16 protein-coding genes, 1 tRNA gene and 1 pseudogene are annotated in these 15,475 nt (G+C 72.1%); 6 read left to right on the top strand and 12 right to left on the bottom strand.

Annotated features, from left to right (window positions below; translation table 11 throughout):
• Positions 1-226: 226 nt before the first annotated feature.
• Positions 227-1,198, top strand: coding sequence for an ABC transporter ATP-binding protein (locus ACH5AO_RS04440; protein WP_398922003.1), 972 nt, complete (start codon positions 227-229; stop codon positions 1,196-1,198).
• Between the two features lie 11 nt (positions 1,199-1,209).
• Here the strand turns inward: ACH5AO_RS04440 and ACH5AO_RS04435 are convergent, their stop codons facing one another.
• Genes ACH5AO_RS04435 through ettA form a run of 3 tightly spaced genes read right to left on the bottom strand, consistent with a single transcriptional unit; the run spans position 1,210 to position 3,963 of the window.
• Entirely contained in the window at positions 1,210-1,875 is a 666-nt protein-coding gene (locus ACH5AO_RS04435) for a hypothetical protein (protein WP_398921655.1), read from the bottom strand.
• Entirely contained in the window at positions 1,872-2,294 is a 423-nt protein-coding gene (locus ACH5AO_RS04430) for an acyl-CoA thioesterase (RefSeq protein WP_398921654.1), read from the bottom strand. Before ACH5AO_RS04430 ends, ACH5AO_RS04435 begins: the two co-directional genes overlap by 4 nt.
• Before the next feature lie 4 nt (positions 2,295-2,298).
• The gene (gene ettA, locus ACH5AO_RS04425) at positions 2,299-3,963 is read right to left on the bottom strand and encodes an energy-dependent translational throttle protein EttA (RefSeq protein WP_398921652.1); all 1,665 of its coding nucleotides are present in this window, start codon (positions 3,961-3,963) and stop codon (positions 2,299-2,301) included.
• A 172-nt stretch (positions 3,964-4,135) separates the two neighbouring features.
• On the opposite strand from ettA, the gene ACH5AO_RS04420 reads away from it, so the two are divergent.
• Positions 4,136-4,651, top strand: a complete 516-nt coding sequence (locus ACH5AO_RS04420; protein WP_398921650.1) for a hypothetical protein — start codon at positions 4,136-4,138, stop codon at positions 4,649-4,651.
• Between the two features lie 166 nt (positions 4,652-4,817).
• Positions 4,818-5,258: a hypothetical protein gene (locus ACH5AO_RS04415; protein WP_398921649.1), complete on the top strand. Its 441-nt coding sequence runs from the start codon at positions 4,818-4,820 to the stop codon at positions 5,256-5,258.
• A gap of 119 nt (positions 5,259-5,377) precedes the next feature.
• Here ACH5AO_RS04415 and ACH5AO_RS04410 read toward each other — a convergent pair whose 3' ends face one another.
• From ACH5AO_RS04410 to ACH5AO_RS04395, 4 genes are all read right to left on the bottom strand, one after another.
• The gene (locus ACH5AO_RS04410; RefSeq protein ID WP_398921647.1) at positions 5,378-6,790 is read right to left on the bottom strand and encodes a Cys-Gln thioester bond-forming surface protein; all 1,413 of its coding nucleotides are present in this window, start codon (positions 6,788-6,790) and stop codon (positions 5,378-5,380) included.
• A 278-nt stretch (positions 6,791-7,068) separates the two neighbouring features.
• Positions 7,069-7,545: a single-stranded DNA-binding protein gene (locus tag ACH5AO_RS04405; protein WP_398921645.1), complete on the bottom strand. Its 477-nt coding sequence runs from the start codon at positions 7,543-7,545 to the stop codon at positions 7,069-7,071.
• A 318-nt stretch (positions 7,546-7,863) separates the two neighbouring features.
• A complete protein-coding gene (locus ACH5AO_RS04400) occupies positions 7,864-9,681 on the bottom strand; it encodes a GTPase (RefSeq protein WP_398921643.1) in 1,818 nt (605 codons plus the stop codon).
• A 3-nt stretch (positions 9,682-9,684) separates the two neighbouring features.
• Complete coding sequence (locus ACH5AO_RS04395) at positions 9,685-11,295, bottom strand: dynamin family protein (RefSeq protein WP_398921642.1); 1,611 nt, start codon at positions 11,293-11,295, stop codon at positions 9,685-9,687.
• A 322-nt stretch (positions 11,296-11,617) separates the two neighbouring features.
• Here ACH5AO_RS04395 and ACH5AO_RS04390 point away from each other — a divergent pair.
• Positions 11,618-11,693, top strand: a tRNA-Arg gene (locus ACH5AO_RS04390).
• A gap of 174 nt (positions 11,694-11,867) precedes the next feature.
• Here the strand turns inward: ACH5AO_RS04390 and ACH5AO_RS04385 are convergent.
• The 3 genes and pseudogenes from ACH5AO_RS04385 to ACH5AO_RS04375 form a co-directional block, all read right to left on the bottom strand.
• Positions 11,868-12,860 (bottom strand): site-specific integrase, encoded by a 993-nt coding sequence (locus ACH5AO_RS04385; protein ID WP_398921640.1) that lies wholly within the window; start codon positions 12,858-12,860, stop codon positions 11,868-11,870.
• On the bottom strand, positions 12,860-13,057 hold the full coding sequence (locus ACH5AO_RS04380) for a helix-turn-helix transcriptional regulator (RefSeq protein WP_398921638.1): 198 nt from the start codon (positions 13,055-13,057) through the stop codon (positions 12,860-12,862). Before ACH5AO_RS04380 ends, ACH5AO_RS04385 begins: the two co-directional genes overlap by 1 nt.
• Positions 13,054-13,318: pseudogene (locus ACH5AO_RS04375) on the bottom strand (replication initiator); the annotation flags it as partial. The pseudogene ACH5AO_RS04375 and the gene ACH5AO_RS04380, both read right to left, overlap by 4 nt.
• Between ACH5AO_RS04375 and ACH5AO_RS04370 the strand changes: the two are divergent.
• Entirely contained in the window at positions 13,295-13,522 is a 228-nt protein-coding gene (locus ACH5AO_RS04370; protein ID WP_398922018.1) for a hypothetical protein, read from the top strand. The pseudogene ACH5AO_RS04375 and the gene ACH5AO_RS04370 sit on opposite strands and share 24 nt — an antisense overlap.
• 62 nt (positions 13,523-13,584) lie before the next feature.
• Here the strand turns inward: ACH5AO_RS04370 and ACH5AO_RS04365 are convergent, their stop codons facing one another.
• On the bottom strand, positions 13,585-14,007 hold the full coding sequence (locus tag ACH5AO_RS04365) for a hypothetical protein (RefSeq protein WP_398921635.1): 423 nt from the start codon (positions 14,005-14,007) through the stop codon (positions 13,585-13,587).
• Between the two features lie 176 nt (positions 14,008-14,183).
• Here ACH5AO_RS04365 and ACH5AO_RS04360 point away from each other — a divergent pair, with 176 nt between their 5' ends.
• The gene (locus ACH5AO_RS04360; RefSeq protein WP_398921633.1) at positions 14,184-14,525 is read left to right on the top strand and encodes a UTRA domain-containing protein; all 342 of its coding nucleotides are present in this window, start codon (positions 14,184-14,186) and stop codon (positions 14,523-14,525) included.
• 130 nt (positions 14,526-14,655) lie between these two features.
• On the opposite strand, the gene ACH5AO_RS04355 is transcribed toward ACH5AO_RS04360, so the two are convergent.
• On the bottom strand, positions 14,656-15,216 hold the full coding sequence (locus ACH5AO_RS04355) for a DUF6416 domain-containing protein (RefSeq protein WP_398922001.1): 561 nt from the start codon (positions 15,214-15,216) through the stop codon (positions 14,656-14,658).
• Positions 15,217-15,475: the final 259 nt, after the last annotated feature.

Raw genomic sequence — 15,475 nt, 5'->3', positions numbered from 1 at the left:
CTCCCACCTCGCCCACGCCCTCCCCCGGCTCGCCCGCACCCTCTCCCGGCTCGCCCACTCCCTCTCCCGGCTCACCCACGCCTTCCCCCGCCTCGCCCCGGCCGCCACGGCCGTGGCACGGTCGCCCCCGTTCCCGGCTCGGGATCCCGGTGGCCGCCCGGCCGCACGGCGGCCGTGCCCGCCCGCGCGGTGCCGCGGCGCCCGACTCCCGCCCAGGAGGCCCCCGATGATCCCGGATCCCACGCTCGCCGAGCTGGCCGGCCGCGTCGCCGCCGACCGCGGCCGCCCGGCCTACGGCCATGACGCGCTCATCACCTGCGACCGCCTGGTCCGCGTCTTCACCGCGGACGGGGTGGAGGTGCAGGCGCTCCAGGGGCTGGACCTCCTGGTGCGGGAGGGCGAGCTGATGGCGCTCGTGGGCGCGTCCGGCAGCGGCAAGTCGACCCTGATGAACATCCTGGCCGGCCTGGACACCCCCACGGCCGGCGCGGCCCGCGTGGCCGGCCGCGATCTGCTCACGATGACCGCGAAGGACCGGCTCGCCTACCGCCGTGAGGTCGTCGGCTTCGTCTGGCAGCAGACCTCCCGCAACCTGCTGCCCTATCTGACCTCGGCGCAGAACGTCGCCCTGCCGATGCAGCTCGCCGGCCGCCGCGGCGGCCGCTCCCGGTCCGCGCGCCGGGCCCGCGCCGAACGCGCGCTGGAGCTGCTGGAGCTGCTGGAGGTGGCGGACTGCCGTGACCGCCGCCCGCACGAGATGTCCGGCGGCCAGCAGCAACGCGTCGCCATCGCCGTGGCCCTCGCGGGCGACCCTTCCGTGCTCCTCGCCGACGAACCCACCGGCGAACTGGACTCCCACACCGCGGAGCAGATCTTCACCGCGTTCCGCACCGCGAACGAGCGGCTCGGCACGACCGTCGTGATCGTCACCCACGACCAGGCGGTGGCGGGCGAGGTCCGCCGCACGGTCGCCATCCGCGACGGCCGCACCTCCACCGAGGTGCTGCGCCGCAGCGAGGTCGACGCGGCCACCGGCCACGAGACCGTCGTCGCCCGCGAGTACGCCATGCTCGACCGCGCCGGCCGCCTCCAACTGCCCGCCGAGTACACGAAGGCGCTGGACATGCGTGACCGCGTCGCGCTGGAACTGGAAGCCGACCACATCGCCGTCCGCCCGGACGACAGCGAAGGACGGTGAACGGGCCGACCTCAGCGCACGCTGAGGCCCAGCGCCCCGAGGCCCGCCCGGCGCACGGCGACCGACCCGTAGGGCGTGCGCAGCCGGAGCCAGGCCCCCGAGGAGAACAGTCCCTGTTCGCCGCCCCGCAGGAACCCCAGCGACTGGGCGGCGTGCACCGCCCGCACCGGAAGCCCGGTCTCGGCGACCGTGCGGGACCAGATCTCCCGCCCGATCCGGTCGAGCTCCGCCCTGGTGCGCCGCTCGGGCGCCAGTTCCTCCGTACGGGAACGGAACTCCGCGACCGACGCGGCGACGAGCCCGCGCAGCTCCCGCGGCGCCGGCAGTCCGGGCTCTGCCCGCCAGCCGCCGCGCGGCGGCAGCACCCCGGCCCACGGCGGCCCGGTCACCGCGCCCGGCACGGTGGCCGTGGCGGCGGACTCGTCCACCGACTCCAGCAGCTCACCGGCGGACACGGTCACGTCCAGGGCGACGTCGAGCCCGTCCTCGTACGGCTTCGCCAGCCGTACGGCGCGCACGGCGAGCACCTCGAAGGAGGGCGGCCGGCCGAAGACGGCGAGCGCCGTGCCGGCCGCCTGCAACCGCACCGCGGCGGAACGGTCGTAGTGCAGCAGCCGGGAGAGGAAGGCCGCGAGGTCCGCGGTCTCCCCCTCGTCGGCGAGGTGGAGCGCCGTCATGCGGCGGCGGCCTCCTCCTCTTCACCGGCGGGGTCGTCCGTGTACTCCCGGAGGAACTCGCGCTCCTCCTCGGTGAGCCGGCGCGGACGCTGCGCCTCGAAGTCGAACGGCACGATCACCGTCGACGCGCGGACGTAGACGAGGTCGTCGTCCTTCACCTCGTAGGTGAGGGTGAAGGACGCCGCCCTGATCTCGGTGACCCACAGCTCGATGTCGACCGGGTGGTGCCGGTGGACGAGCTGCCGCTTGTAGTCGATCTCGTGGCGCGCCACCACGGACCCCTGCTTGAAGTCCTTCTCCGGGCGGAACAGGAAGTCGATGCGGGCTTCCTCCAGGTAGCGGAGGAACACCACGTTGTTGACGTGGCCGTACGCGTCCATGTCCGCCCAGCGCAGCGGGCAGCGGTAGATGTGCCGCAAGAGATCAGCCCCGGGTCAGCTTCTTGTAGGTGGCACGGTGCGGGCGCGCGGCGTCCGCGCCGAGCCGCTCGACCTTGTTCTTCTCGTACGACTCGAAGTTGCCCTCGAACCAGAACCACTTGGACTCGCCCTCGTAGGCGAGGATGTGGGTGGCGACCCGGTCCAGGAACCACCGGTCGTGGGAGACGACCACGGCACAGCCGGGGAACTCGAGCAGGGCGTTCTCCAGGCTGGAGAGCGTCTCGACGTCGAGGTCGTTGGTCGGCTCGTCGAGGAGCAGCAGGTTGCCGCCCTGCTTGAGGGTGAGCGCGAGGTTCAGGCGGTTGCGCTCACCGCCGGAGAGCACGCCGGCCGGCTTCTGCTGGTCCGGGCCCTTGAAGCCGAAGGCCGAGACGTAGGCGCGGCTCGGCATCTCGACCTGGCCGACGTTGATGTAGTCGAGCTCGTCGGAGACGACCGCCCACAGCGTCTTCTTCGGGTCGATGTTCTCGCGGCTCTGGTCGACGTAGGAGATCTTGACGGTGTCGCCGACCTTGATGGACCCGGAGTCGGGCTCCTCGATCCCCTGGATCATCTTGAACAGCGTGGTCTTGCCGGCGCCGTTCGGGCCGATGATGCCGACGATGCCGTTGCGCGGCAGCGTGAAGCTGAGGTCGTCGATGAGCACCTTCTCGCCGAAGGCCTTGCTGAGGTTGTTGACCTCGACGACCACGTTGCCCAGGCGCGGACCCGGCGGGATCTGGATCTCCTCGAAGTCCAGCTTCCGCATCTTGTCGGCCTCGGCGGCCATCTCCTCGTAGCGGGCCAGACGCGCCTTGGACTTGGCCTGCCGCCCCTTGGCGTTGGACCGCACCCACTCGAGCTCTTCCTTGAGCCGCTTCTGCCGCTTGGCGTCCTTCTGGCCCTCGACCTTGAGGCGGGTGGCCTTGGTCTCCAGGTACTTGGAGTAGTTGCCCTCGTAGCCGTGGAGCCGGCCGCGGTCGACCTCGCAGATCCACCCGGCGACGTTGTCCAGGAAGTACCGGTCGTGGGTGACGGCCACGACGGTGCCCTCGTACTTGGCGAGGTGCTGCTCCAGCCAGTTCACCGACTCGGCGTCGAGGTGGTTGGTGGGCTCGTCGAGGAGCAGCAGGTCGGGCGCTTCCAGCAGCAGCTTGCACAGCGCCACGCGGCGCTTCTCGCCACCGGAGAGGTTGGCGACCGGCCAGTCGCCGGGCGGGCAGCCCAGGGCGTCCATGGCCTGCTCCAGCTGGGCGTCGAGGTCCCAGGCGTTGGCGTGGTCGAGCTGCTCCTGCAGCTTGCCCATCTCGTCCATGAGCTCGTCGGTGTACTCGGTCGCCATCTGCTCGGCGATCTCGTTGAACCGGTCGAGCTTGCCCTTGACCTCGGCGACACCCTCCTGGACGTTCTCCAGGACGGTCTTGTCCTCGTTCAGCGGGGGCTCCTGGAGCAGGATGCCCACGGTGTAACCGGGGGTGAGGAAGGCGTCACCGTTGGACGGCTGCTCCAGCCCCGCCATGATCTTCAGAACGGTCGACTTACCGGCGCCGTTCGGACCGACGACACCGATCTTCGCCCCCGGCAGGAAGCTCAGGGTGACGTCGTCGAGGATCACCTTGTCGCCGTGCGCTTTGCGCGCCTTGCGCATGGTGTAAATGAACTCAGCCAAGAGAAACCGTCCGGCAGCTTGAAATCAGGCAGTGGGCAGATACACCCCATCTTGCCGCACCGCCACCCCTGGGTGGAAACGCGTATGGTCCGGGGCCTTCGACCTGGGGTTTCACGGACGGCACCGGAGACCCGACCGTCACCGCCAGCCGTTCTCGGGCTATCGTGCCGCCGTGACCAGCCCGGCGGAGCGCCCCCTCCTCTTCCTCGACGTCGACGGGCCCCTGATCCCGTTCGGGCCGCCGTCCGGTCACCCGCGGGCCGCTGCCGCCGCCCCGGCGCCCGCCGGTCCGGGGAACCCGCTGCTGACCCGGCTCGATCCCGGGATCGGGGCGCGCCTCCTGGCTCTGGACTGCCGTCCCGTGTGGGCGACGACGTGGCTGGAGGAGGCGCACGAGGTCGTCACCCCGCGCATCGGGCTGCCGAGGCTGCCCGTGGTGAGGTGGCCGGACACCGGCGCGGAGGAGGGCCCGCGGGGCCTGCACTGGAAGACCCGTCCCCTCGTCGAGTGGGCCGGCGGCCGGCCGTTCATCTGGGTCGACGACGAGATCGGCGCCATGGACCGCCGCTGGGTCGCCGCCGGCCACCCCGGGCCGTCACTGCTTCATCGGGTCGACCCGGCCAAGGGCCTCGAAGACGCCGACTTCCACGCGCTCGCCCGGTGGCTCGATGCCGTCGTGCCGGAATGAGCACCGCCCCAGGGATCCGGCGGCGCGCCCTCGACGGAACCGCCCCGCTGCTGACGGCCGCCGCGGGCAGCCGGACACGACCGGGACGGCCGGCCCCGGCTGCGGGACCGACCGGTTCCCCACCCCTCGCGCTTCCTCCCGGTGAGAAGAGAGACAAGGAGACACGGTGCCGCTGTTCTTGATGGGTGTGCTGCTGCTCATCGGTCCGGCCACCGCGGTGGCCGGCATCGTGACCGTTGTCCTGCTGCTGAACAACCCGCCCCTGCCCCTGTCCAGGCTCTGCGCGGTTCTCGTTCTGGTCTTCGTCTCCTCGGCGGCGGCCGTGTACTGCTACGGCTGGTTCTCCGTCACCGCGGGAGGGCCGTTCCCCCAGTTGTGCGAGGACCGGAACGCCTCCGGTGCGGAGTTGGCAGGCGTCGAGCAGGCGTACTGGCCCCTTCGCAGCGCCTGCGTCTACGCCGACGGTGCGACGGTGGAGCACGTCTCCACGTCGGTCAACGTGTTCGTCTGCCTGCCGGCGGGTCTTGCCGTCGTCCTGGCCTGCGCCGGCGCGGTCCTGCACCGGCGGACCTCCACGGCCTCCGAGGGGTCGCGGCGACGGCGGTGACGGCGCCGAAGCGTTCCGGCCCGCGCTCGTGGCGGCGGTGGAGGCACCGGCGGCGGGACGGCCGGGACACGGTCCGCTCATGCCGCCGGACGTCGGCATGAGCGGGCGCCGGGGGTGTCTCAGTCCCCGGTGGGGGTGTTCCCGCGGCGGGTGAGGACCAGGCCCGCTCCGCCGAGGACGACCAGGGCGATGGCGGTGCCGGCGATCCACGGGGTGGCGCTGGAGGAACCGGTCTCGGCGAGGTTGGTGTCGGTGGGGGTGACGGCGACGGGAGTGGGGCTCGGGCCGGTGAGGGTGTGGGTGGTGGTGCCGATCTCGGCGGCTCGGGTGACGCAGTCGAGCATGCCGGTGAACCGCTGCTCGAAGCCGTCCGGCCCCTCGACCGTGAAGTCGTACGGCCGGTCCTCGCTCAGCGCGACCGTCACCGTCCGGGACTCGCCGCCCGCGACGGTGTGCTCCGCGCCCGCCACCTCGAAGGTGAACGGCTCGTCGTCCTGGTTGGCGACGGTGACGTCCACACCGCCCTTGGCGCAGTTCTCGCGGGCGGACAGCGCGGGTATCGCGCCCTTGAGCGCCCAGCCGGCGCTCGCCGTCGCCGACACGGTCGACTCGCTGGACCCGGCGAGGATCTGCGTCTGGCTCCGGCCCTCGGAGACGAAGGCGCGGCCGACGGGCACCGTGGTCGACGCCTGCGCGGTGAGCTTCGCGGTGCCCGCCGCCGCGTCCTCGGGCACCTCGAAGAAGATCTGGCCGCCGTCGGCCGCGGTGGTGACGGGCTCGCCCTTCTCGTTCACGATCCGCACCCCGCTCGTGGCGGCGTCCGCCGGCGGGGAGACGGTCACGCTGCGCGCGTTCGTGCGCACCGTCACCGGGCCGATCGGCTCACCCGGGCGGCCGGAGACCGCGGGCGGGTCCAGAGCCAGCGACGCCTTGGGCTCCTCCTCGTCGCGGGCGTTCTTCTGCAGGTAGTCGGCGAGCTGCTCGGCCTGGGGGTCGACGGCGTCCACGGAGACGTCGTCGGAGTACCGCCAGATGGCCACCTGTGTGCCGGCCGCCGCGTCCTGTTCGGTGAGCCGGCCTCGTACGCCGGCCTTCTTCGCGAGTGCCGCGAGGTCGTTGACCTGCGGGTAGGAGTTCCGCAGGATCCAGCGGATCCGGCCGGCGTCCTTGTTGACGCCCAGTGAGGTCCCGCTCCAGGCGGTCTCGTGGTACTTGGCGTCCTTCTGCGTGGGCGTCCGGATGTCGACGCAGTACGTCTGCAGCATGCCGCCGCCCTCGACGGACATCTCGAACAGTCCCGCCGACACCTGCTGGTCCCCGGTGGCGCCGTGCATCACGGCCGCGCCGTAGGTCTTGAGTCCGGTTATGGTCGCGGCCGCCCCGCCGTGGTCCGGTGCCGTCTCCTCGTCGGCGGCCGCCGTCCCGGCACCGGCCAGTACGGCTGTGGCGACGAGTCCGGACGCCAGCGTCCCTGCGGCGAGGCGGGCCGACCAGCGTCCGCGCGCGGGTCCCGCGGAGAACGAAGCAAACACCGAAATCCTTTCCGGGTGGGACCCGTTGACGTGGGGGGACGGTCCCACCAGCAGAATCACCGGCCCCGAGAGTCCCGGGTGCCATGCCCGGCATCCTAAGGAGACGGCGATGCGCGCTTGCCGGTGATCGCGCCGGAGGGGTGATCCGACTCGGAATCGTTATCGCGGAAGCCGCCGCGGGCGGGGCTTATCGACAAATCCACCCGGGGTGATTCGATACACATCCGTCGATAAGCCTCAGTTCGGTCAGTGTCGGTACCGAGGCCGTATCACTGACCTCATGTCACCGTCGCGGGCTCCGGCCGCCGTTGGGGTGCGGTTCCGGCCGCGGTCGCCGCGTTCCCCGTCCCGCTTTCCCAGTTGGGCTCGGGAAGTTCCGGCACGGGGGCCTGCTCCGGTCGCTGCGCGCGCCGGAAGGCGGACGTGCCGCGGGCGAGGTCGTGGCCGATCGACACCGCGTCGATGTCCGCCGACATCCACCCCTGCCCCTCGCGCGTCTCCGTACGCACCTTCAGCCGGCCCTGCACGATCACCGGTTCGCCCACCGACAGCGACGCCGCCGCGTTGGTGGCGAGCTGCCGGTTGGCCCACACCGTGAAAAAGTTGGTGTGCCCGTCCGCCCAGGCGCTCTTCTCCCGGTCCCAGTACCGGGACGTGACCGCGATCCGGAACCTGGCCGCGGGGCCGGACACCGTCTCCCGGTACACCGGCCGCGTCGCCACGTTGCCCACCACGCACACCGTCGTCTCGTTCATCGTGTTTCCCTCCCTCGCCCGCCCGCCGGTCACGACACCGGCGCCGGGCCGGTACGCGTACGGGCCCGTCCCGTACGGCTGCCGTACGGCAGGGCGACCGCGGACCGTCCCGCGATCGCCGTACGGCCAGACTGCCTCCGTCGGACCGGACCCGCCGAGCGCTGTGGACCACCTCCGGCCTGTGGACATCCCCGCCACCCGAACGAGGCGCTCCGCCCCGGCCCCGTCCCGCCCGGCCCCGTCCCGCCCAGCCCTGTCCAGACCCGTCCTCCCCGGCCCCAGACCCGTCCTGCCCAGCCCCCTCCCGCCCCGCCGCCGTCAGGCGCGGCCGGCGCCCGCCCCCACGACCCGCCCGTACTGCTCCCGCACCTCCCGGTACCGCAGCAGCTCCGCCGCCACCGGGTCCAGGACGCGGGCCCGCCCGCACCCCGCGGCCGCCTCCCGCAGCCGTCTCTCCGCCTCCTGCCCGTACCGCCGGGCGGGCCCCCGGGCCGCCATGCGGCAGCTCCACTCGATGAGCGGGCCGCCGACGATGCCGATCACCATCAACAGCACCGGCACCCCCAGGTTCGGCGCCATGACCCCGACGATCTGGGCCAGCAGCCACAGCCCGCCGACGAACTGGAGGATCGTCATCGACACCTGGGCGAACACGGCCAGCGGCCACCACCCGGGCCGCGGCGGCCTCCCCGGCGGCAGTCCCGCGCGCACGGCCAGCTCGTCCAGCGCCTCCGGCAGGCCCTGGGAGCCGCGTACGGCCGCCTCCCGCACCGCCAGCGCCCACGGCGCCGGCAGCCCGGCCGAGGCGCGGTCGGCCACCGTGCGCACCGCCTGTTCCACACGCTGCCGGGCCGTGGCCTCCTCCTCGGGCTGACCGCGCGGGGCGATCCGGCCGGTGGACGGCTCGCCCCGCTCCTGGCACCAGCGCCACAGCCGCAGCCAGGGCGTGCCGCACGCGCGGTTGGCGTTGCGCAGCCAGGCGCGTTCGGCCGCCTCGCCCGTGGCGGTGGCCCCCACGGCGTCCGCGAGCCGGTCGGCGAACTCCTCGCGCGCCTCCTCGCTCAGCCCGGTGCGCCGCCGGGTGGCGTACACCGGCCACAGCCGGGCCGCCGCGACGTCCACGTCCGCGGAGATCCGCCGGGCCGGAGCCCCCCGTTCGGCCACGAACCGGGCGAGCGATTCCCTCAGTTCGCCGACCCCGTCCCCGGTCAGCGCGGACAGCGCCAGCACGGTCGTGCCGGGTTCGCCGTACTCCCCCAGCACGATGCCGTCCTCGTCGAGCAGCCGCCGCAGGTCGTCCAGGACCTGCTCGGCGGCCTCCCCGGGCAGCCGGTCGGTCTGGTTGAGGACGACGAACATGACCTCCGCGTGGGCCGCCATGGGCCGCAGATAGCGCTCGTGCAGCACGGCGTCGGCGTACTTCTCGGGGTCGACGACCCAGATGACCGCGTCGACCAGTCCCAGGACGCGGTCCACCTGCTCCCGGTGCTGGACGGCCGCCGAGTCGTGGTCGGGCAGGTCGACCAGGACCAGCCCGCGCAGCCGCTCGTCGGCGTCCGCGGTCGCCTGGAGGGGGCGCCGCCTGAGCCTGGGCGGGATGCCGAGGCGTTCGATGAGGCCGGCCGCGCCGTCGCTCCAGCTGCACGCGATGGGTGCGGCGGTGGTCGGCCGCCGTACGCCGGTCTCCGAGACGGGCACTCCGGCCAGCGCGTTGAACAGCTGCGACTTGCCGCTGCCGGTGGCGCCCGCGATGGCCACGACGGTGTGCTGTCCGGAGAGCCGGCGCCGCGCGGTGGACTCCTCGAGGACCCGGCCCGCCTGCGCGAGGGTCCGGTTGTCGAGCCGGGCGCGGGAGAGCCCCACCAGCTCGCGCAGCGCGTCGAGCCGCGTCCGCAGCCACGAGTCGTAGGCGAGCGGGGCCACGGTCTGCGGCGCGGGCGCGCGGGCTGCCGCCGCCCCGCCCTGCTCCTCGCCGGCGCCCCCGTTCACCCGGCGTGCGATCAGCCCGTCGTCCCAGGGGCCCGCGGCGCCCGCGGTGCTCGCGGTGTCCGTACGGGGCGCCCCTTCGGCCTCGTGGCCGGGACGCTCGGGACGCTCGGGGTGCTCGGTGTGGTCCTGGTCAGTGACGGCGGTCACCGGTCACCTCTCCTTCTGCAGTACGGACAACGCGGCGATGAGTTCGGCCTGGGGCTCCGCGTGCACCTCGAGCGCGTCGAGCGGGGCGAGCCGGCGTTCGCGTTCGGCGCGCATGACGCGGTCCACGTGCTCGACGAGCAGCCGTCCGCCCCGGTCGCGCAGCCGCAGCGCGCCGTGCGCGCCGATCCGCTCGGCGATCCCCTCCCCGGCGGTCCGGGCCCGGCGGCCGCCCAGCAGGGCCGTGGCGACCAGCGCGGCGACCGTCTCGGGGTCGGGCGCGGTGCCGCGGTCCAGCACCCGCACCTCGTCCTCGGCGTACTCCTCGAGCTCGCGCCGCCAGCGCCGTACGGCCAGTCCGATGCGGTGCTCGGTGCTCTCGGGCGCGGTGTCGCGGCCGGCGAGCTCGGGGGCGTCCGCCGCGGGTTCGCGCCGCCAGGCGTCGTCGACGCGTTCGTCGGCGGCGGCGACGGCGCACAGCAGCAGCTCGCTCAGGCTCTCCACCAGGGCGTCGAGGAGTTCGCCCGGGGTGCAGTCCAGGGGGAAGGCGCGCCACCGTCTGAGCGCGTCGCCGGCGAGTACGGCCCCGGCCTGCAGCCGCCCCCGCACGCGCGCGTGCTCGCTGTCGTACGCCCCCTCGACGGCGGCGGTGAGCCGCAGCGCGGCCGCGTACTGCGCGGCGGCGGCACCCGCCAGTTCGGGCATGCGGGCGTCGAGGGAGCCGAGGACGCCGTACGCGGTGCGGGCCATCACGTGCTGCCGGGCCGCGGGATCCAGCGTCTGGTGGACCAGCCAGGTCCGCAGCGAGGCCACGGCGGTGGCGGGCAGCAGCCCGCCGCCCCAGGCCGACTCGGGCAGCTCGGGCACGGTGAAGCGCGGTACGTGGCCGAGTCCGGCCTTGGTGAGCAGGGCGCCGTACTGCCGTGACACCTCGGAGACGACCTGGTGGGGTACGCGGTCCAGGACGGTCACCAGGGTGACGTCGTACTCCTTGGCGGTGCGCAGCATGTGCCAGGGCACGGCGTCGGCGTAGCGGGCGGCGGTGGTGACCATGACCCAGATGTCCGCGGCGTTGATGAGTTCGGCGGCGAGGACCCGGTTGTCGCAGACGAGGCTGTCGACGTCGGGCGCGTCCAGGAGGGCGAGGCCGGGCGGCAGGGTGTCGGCGGTCTCGACGCGCAGCACCCGCGCGGGGTTCTCCCCGGGCAGGAGCAGGTCGTCCGCGGGGTCCCGGTGGTGGGGCACCCACACGCGCGTGAGGTCGGGCAGCACCCTCATCCCGCTGAACCAGTGGTGGTCCTCCGGATGGCAGACGAGCACCGGTGTCCGGGTCGTGGGCCGCAGCACGCCCGCCTCGCTGACCCGGCGGCCCACCAGGGAGTTCACCAGGGTGGACTTCCCGGCTCCGGTGGATCCTCCGACGACGGCCAGCAGGGGCGCCTCGGGATCTCTCAGCCGGGGCACCAGATAGTCGTCGAGCTGCGCGAGCAGTTCGTCACGGTTGGCACGCGCGCGTGCGGCCCCCGCCAGGGGCAGCGGGAAGCGGGCGGCGGCGACACGGTCGCGCAGGGCGGAGAGCGCGTCGAGCAGCTGGGGCCGTACGTCCAAGGTCACCACATGCGAAGAATGCCCAATTTTGGGGGAATTCTGAAGCATATGAGTATGCCTGCGCGCCGACAGGACACAAGGGGCGGAAGGGACGACCGCGACGCGTACGCGCTCCAGGCATAACGAGTGCACAACACCCGGTGCGCGAGAGACCAAAAGCGGTGCACGATTCGTACCTGCCTGCGATTATCAGGACCGCTTCACCGAACCTCCACATGGAGCCACGGAGGCGAGGCGACAGGGGGCAAGGATGCGGGAGCCCTATCCTTGTCTCCGGCAGCGTCACGGACAGGCCCGGACCCGGGCACCACGACGACAGGCCACCACACCGGCCCCCGTAGCTCAGTGGATAGAGCAGGCGCCTTCTAAGCGCTTGGCCGCAGGTTCGAGTCCTGCCGGGGGCGCCACTCTCCACCCTCCCCTCGGGAGGGCTTTTCGCTGGTCAGAGCGTATGCCAGCCGACACGACGAAGCCCCGGACGCCCTTTTGGCGACCAAAGGCGGGCTCCGGGGTTGTCCGGCTGTCACCGGGTTTTCGCGGGTGGCCGTATCGAATACGTGTCGAAGTTCCCGGCCGGAGGATCAGCCGGCCCCGGACGCCTCCGGCAGGTCCCCCGCGGCTTCGAGCCGCCGTTTCAGGTCCGGTAGCTGCCCGTCGACACATCGGGCGTATGTGGCGAGCAGCACAGCCACGCTGTTCCCGGCCCACTCCGCCACTTGGGCGGGCGGGACGCCGTCGTTGAGCCACTTGGTCAGGCGCCTGTGCCGGTTGTCGTACACGCGCCGTCCGGTCGGCGATTCGAAGACGTGCGGAGGCAGCACGGCCTTACGTGCGCTGCGCCACGCCCGACGGATGACCGACCCGGCGAGGACGCCGCCCGACTCTCCCTGGAACAGCAGATCACCCGGCCGCAGCCGCTCGTCCTGGATGTGCCGCCGCAGGATGCGCCGCCGGACCGCGTACTTCATGACGACGTTGAGGATCCGGCGGTTGCGCTTCCGGGACCAGGCCGCCGCTTGCCTGCCGTCGAGGCGGGTGTCGATGGCTTGCGGGACCTGGTCGGCCTTCTCCGGGTCCTCCCAAGCCGAGACGGGCAGGGAGTTTCGCTCGACCCATCTGAGGATGGCCGCCACATCCCGCGGCGCGTCAGGTCGTCGGTTCGTATTGAACGCCCACTCACGCAGGGCGGTACGCACGGCCGCAGGCGCGAACTGGGTGAGCTCGGCCCGCAACAGTGCGATGGTCGTCGCGGTGAGGGTCTTGGCCATGTTCTTGCGGCTGTTGCCTCCGAGCTGGGACCAGCGGGCATCCACGTACTCAACGGCGGACTTGTACCAACTCATGGCAGCCGACTTGGAGCGATGGGACACCGGAAGACCAGTGGTGACGACGAACGCCTCCCCCTTACCGGTGGCCCGGATGAGTTCGGAGCGGAAGCCCTCGGCGAGCGCGACCGTGTCGAAGGGCTCACGCCAGCGCTTCCCCGCGACCACCCAGCGCACGGTGTACGTGTTCTTCCGGGCACCCTTGTACGCGAGGATCTTGTAGACCTTGACGTCGTACGTCGTCTCCATCAGGCGGCGCCCTCACGGTCGTAGAGCCAGTCCTCGAGGTCGCTCCGCCGGATCCGGAGGTCGCCGTTCGGGAGCTTGATGCAGCGCGGCGCACGACGCTTGGCCCGCCAGTCGTAGAAGGTCGAGCGCGAGATGGCCAGTTCCTCGCAGACCTCCGCGAGGGTGAGCATGCTGCGCGACCGGACGGCCGTGGTCATTCCGCGCTCCCTTCGCTCAGGAGGGCTTCGCGGGCGGTCTCGCGGTTGGTCCGGAGGCCGCGGGCAATGGTCGCGGCGAGTGCGGCTTTGCCCGGCGTGTGGCCGTGGCCGGCGTACTGCCAGTCCGTCAGGACGAGGGGTGTCCGGCTCGCGGTCGTCCAGGCCGAGGGCCCCGGCCTCCTGTGCGGCGCGGTAGTCGGCGCGTGCCTGGCGGAGGGCGCAGAGGGTGGTGGAGTAGTGGCGGGACTTCAAGTGCCCGCGCACGGCGCGGGCGCGCGCCGCCTCTGCGGCGCGGCCTGCCTCTTGTCCGCGCCCCGGCTGGCCGCGCCCGGCGGCGCGCTGGCGATCTGCGGGCATGAGATGGGTAAAACCCTCTGTGGCTGGGGCGGTCGGCTCCACAAGGAGGACGGCGCGGCACTGTGGGCGTTCGGGGCGACGGAGACCAGGGTCAGGGTCGTCGAGTAGCTCGCGAGTCTTACGGGCGATGCCCCGGACACCCTCATCGGCGTGCCCGGGGCGATGCGACCTCAGCAGACGGACATGGTGTTGAAGTCGTACGTCGCCGCGTTCGGGAACACGGTGATGACGTTGGGGTTGGCAGGGGCGCGGTACGTACCCACGTTGGGCCCCGTGAAACGGACTTCGGCTCCGCCCGTCTGGTTGTTGAGCACGGAGAGCGCGTCGATGAAGTTCGAGAGCGACCGCGTACCGCACCTGTAGAGGTGGAAGATGCTCTGCTTGCCGTCGCCCTGACCGACCGAGACACAGGCGATCCCTGATGCCCAGGCGCAAATCTTGAGCGCCTCTTCAGCATCGTCACCACCTGGTATGTCCCGCTGCACCCACTCGCCCGAGTACAGGGGGGAGATCCCCGGCGTCCACGCGTTCGCGGCGGCCTGGGCCGGTGCCTGCGCAGCCAGCGGAAGAAGGAACGCGGCGATCAGCGTCACGACCGTCGCAGCCGCTCGTTTTCTCAGTCTCATGGGGTCCCCTCTGGAGTCGAAACCGACGTCTCGAACCGTAGACCGCACCAGGGACGTCGTGACCCTGACAGCTATCAGGGTGGGTCGGCTCGGGGCGCGTCCGAGGCAAGGGCTGCGGAGCCCCCATTTCGAGCCCCGGCGGCATGCCGGTGGGGGCGTACGACAGTGCAGTCGACCGACACCAGCCAGTCGATGTCGCCGGCGCATCCGCCTGGGACTGGGCTGCCGGGCGCATCTGCTCGAACGTGCCGTCCAGGGCCCAACGGCGAAAGCGGTCGTGCAGCGTCTGCCACGCTGTGGAGCAGCCGGAGCCGAGGAAGGCGACCGCGGAGGAGGCGTCACTCCTGGGCATCCAGAAGTCCGCGCTCGTCACGCACATCCGTCGGACGTACTACAGCGACCAGGGGCGGCCCGTGGAGACGGCGGACATCGTGGTGCCCGCCGCGCACTGCGAGATCGTCTACGAGATCCCGATCAACCGTTAGCCGCTACTCGCAGGGCGGTTGATATGTACCGGGCGAGGTTCAAAAGGCGTGCGCCCCGTCGGCGACAAATGGTCGCCGACGAGGCGCTACTACGACGAGACCACCGGCCCTCAAACCACGGGCGATGGAGTCACTCGTCAAGTTGAGCGGCCAGGAACACCGCTGCCACCGAGGGGCGCACTGCGTACGTTGCGCCCGCACTTCCCTCAGGGGCCTCCCACCAGTAGAACGGATACCGCCGCCCACTATTACCGTGCCCCCTACTCGTCCCGGACAGAACACCTGCCACGCGTCGCGCCGGATCACTCCCATTGGGCCCACCCAGGACCTTGTCCACCAGCTCTGTGCAGTGGATCCTCCGGCCGGGGTTGCGTAGCAGGTACTCGAACACCTGCCGGGCCTGCGGGGCGAGTTGGGTCAGGAACACCGCGGCGCGTTCCAAGTCCTCGGGACCCCATTCCGGAGCTTCGTAGTGCCCCTCTTCCCCGGAATGCTCAGCCCACCGCGGATCGGCCTCAGCCAGATACGTCGTCACGTCCACCCCCACGTCTCGCCTTTGAGAGGCTTCATTCTGCCCCGTTGCAAGCCCATCCCGGGGCTGCTCCGTACCTGATCGGCCTAGCCTCCTGTACCGCAGACCATCGGCCGGTGTGCGTAACGTTCGCGCCGTACGGCCGCCAGTACAGTGCATGTCGAATCCGTGTCGAAGCTCCACCGACACACCGCTCAGTCGAGGAAGAGCCGCAGGTCATCAGGAGGGTGGGACGCAACCCGCAAGGCACCTTCTGAGCGCTTGGCCGCAGGTTCGAGTCCTGCCGGGGGCGCCGGTCTCCGCCTCCCCCTCCGGAAGGGCTTTTCGCCGGGCGGAGCCGGCGTCGAGGGTTCCGGGCGGCCGGCCGGCGCCGGATCCTCCGCCTCGTCCGGCACGGCGCACGTAATGGTCCGCCGAC

It is taken from the genome of Streptomyces sp. NPDC018964, assembly GCF_044390325.1.
Taxonomy (GTDB): domain Bacteria; phylum Actinomycetota; class Actinomycetes; order Streptomycetales; family Streptomycetaceae; genus Streptomyces.
The sequence above is the reverse complement of the archived record's forward strand: the minus strand, read 5'-3'. Positions and strand labels throughout refer to the sequence as shown.

Coding starts and splice junctions, on each gene's coding strand:
- ACH5AO_RS04440 (WP_398922003.1), top strand. CDS start 227: ATGATCCCGGATCCCACGCTCGCCGAGCTGGCCGGCCGCGTCGCCGCC.
- ACH5AO_RS04435 (WP_398921655.1), bottom strand. CDS start 1,875: ATGACGGCGCTCCACCTCGCCGACGAGGGGGAGACCGCGGACCTCGCG.
- ACH5AO_RS04405 (WP_398921645.1), bottom strand. CDS start 7,545: ATGAACGAGACGACGGTGTGCGTGGTGGGCAACGTGGCGACGCGGCCG.
- ACH5AO_RS04385 (WP_398921640.1), bottom strand. CDS start 12,860: ATGGAGACGACGTACGACGTCAAGGTCTACAAGATCCTCGCGTACAAG.
- ACH5AO_RS04380 (WP_398921638.1), bottom strand. CDS start 13,057: ATGACCACGGCCGTCCGGTCGCGCAGCATGCTCACCCTCGCGGAGGTC.
- ACH5AO_RS04360 (WP_398921633.1), top strand. CDS start 14,184: ATGCCGGTGGGGGCGTACGACAGTGCAGTCGACCGACACCAGCCAGTC.
- ACH5AO_RS04355 (WP_398922001.1), bottom strand. CDS start 15,216: ATGCACTGTACTGGCGGCCGTACGGCGCGAACGTTACGCACACCGGCC.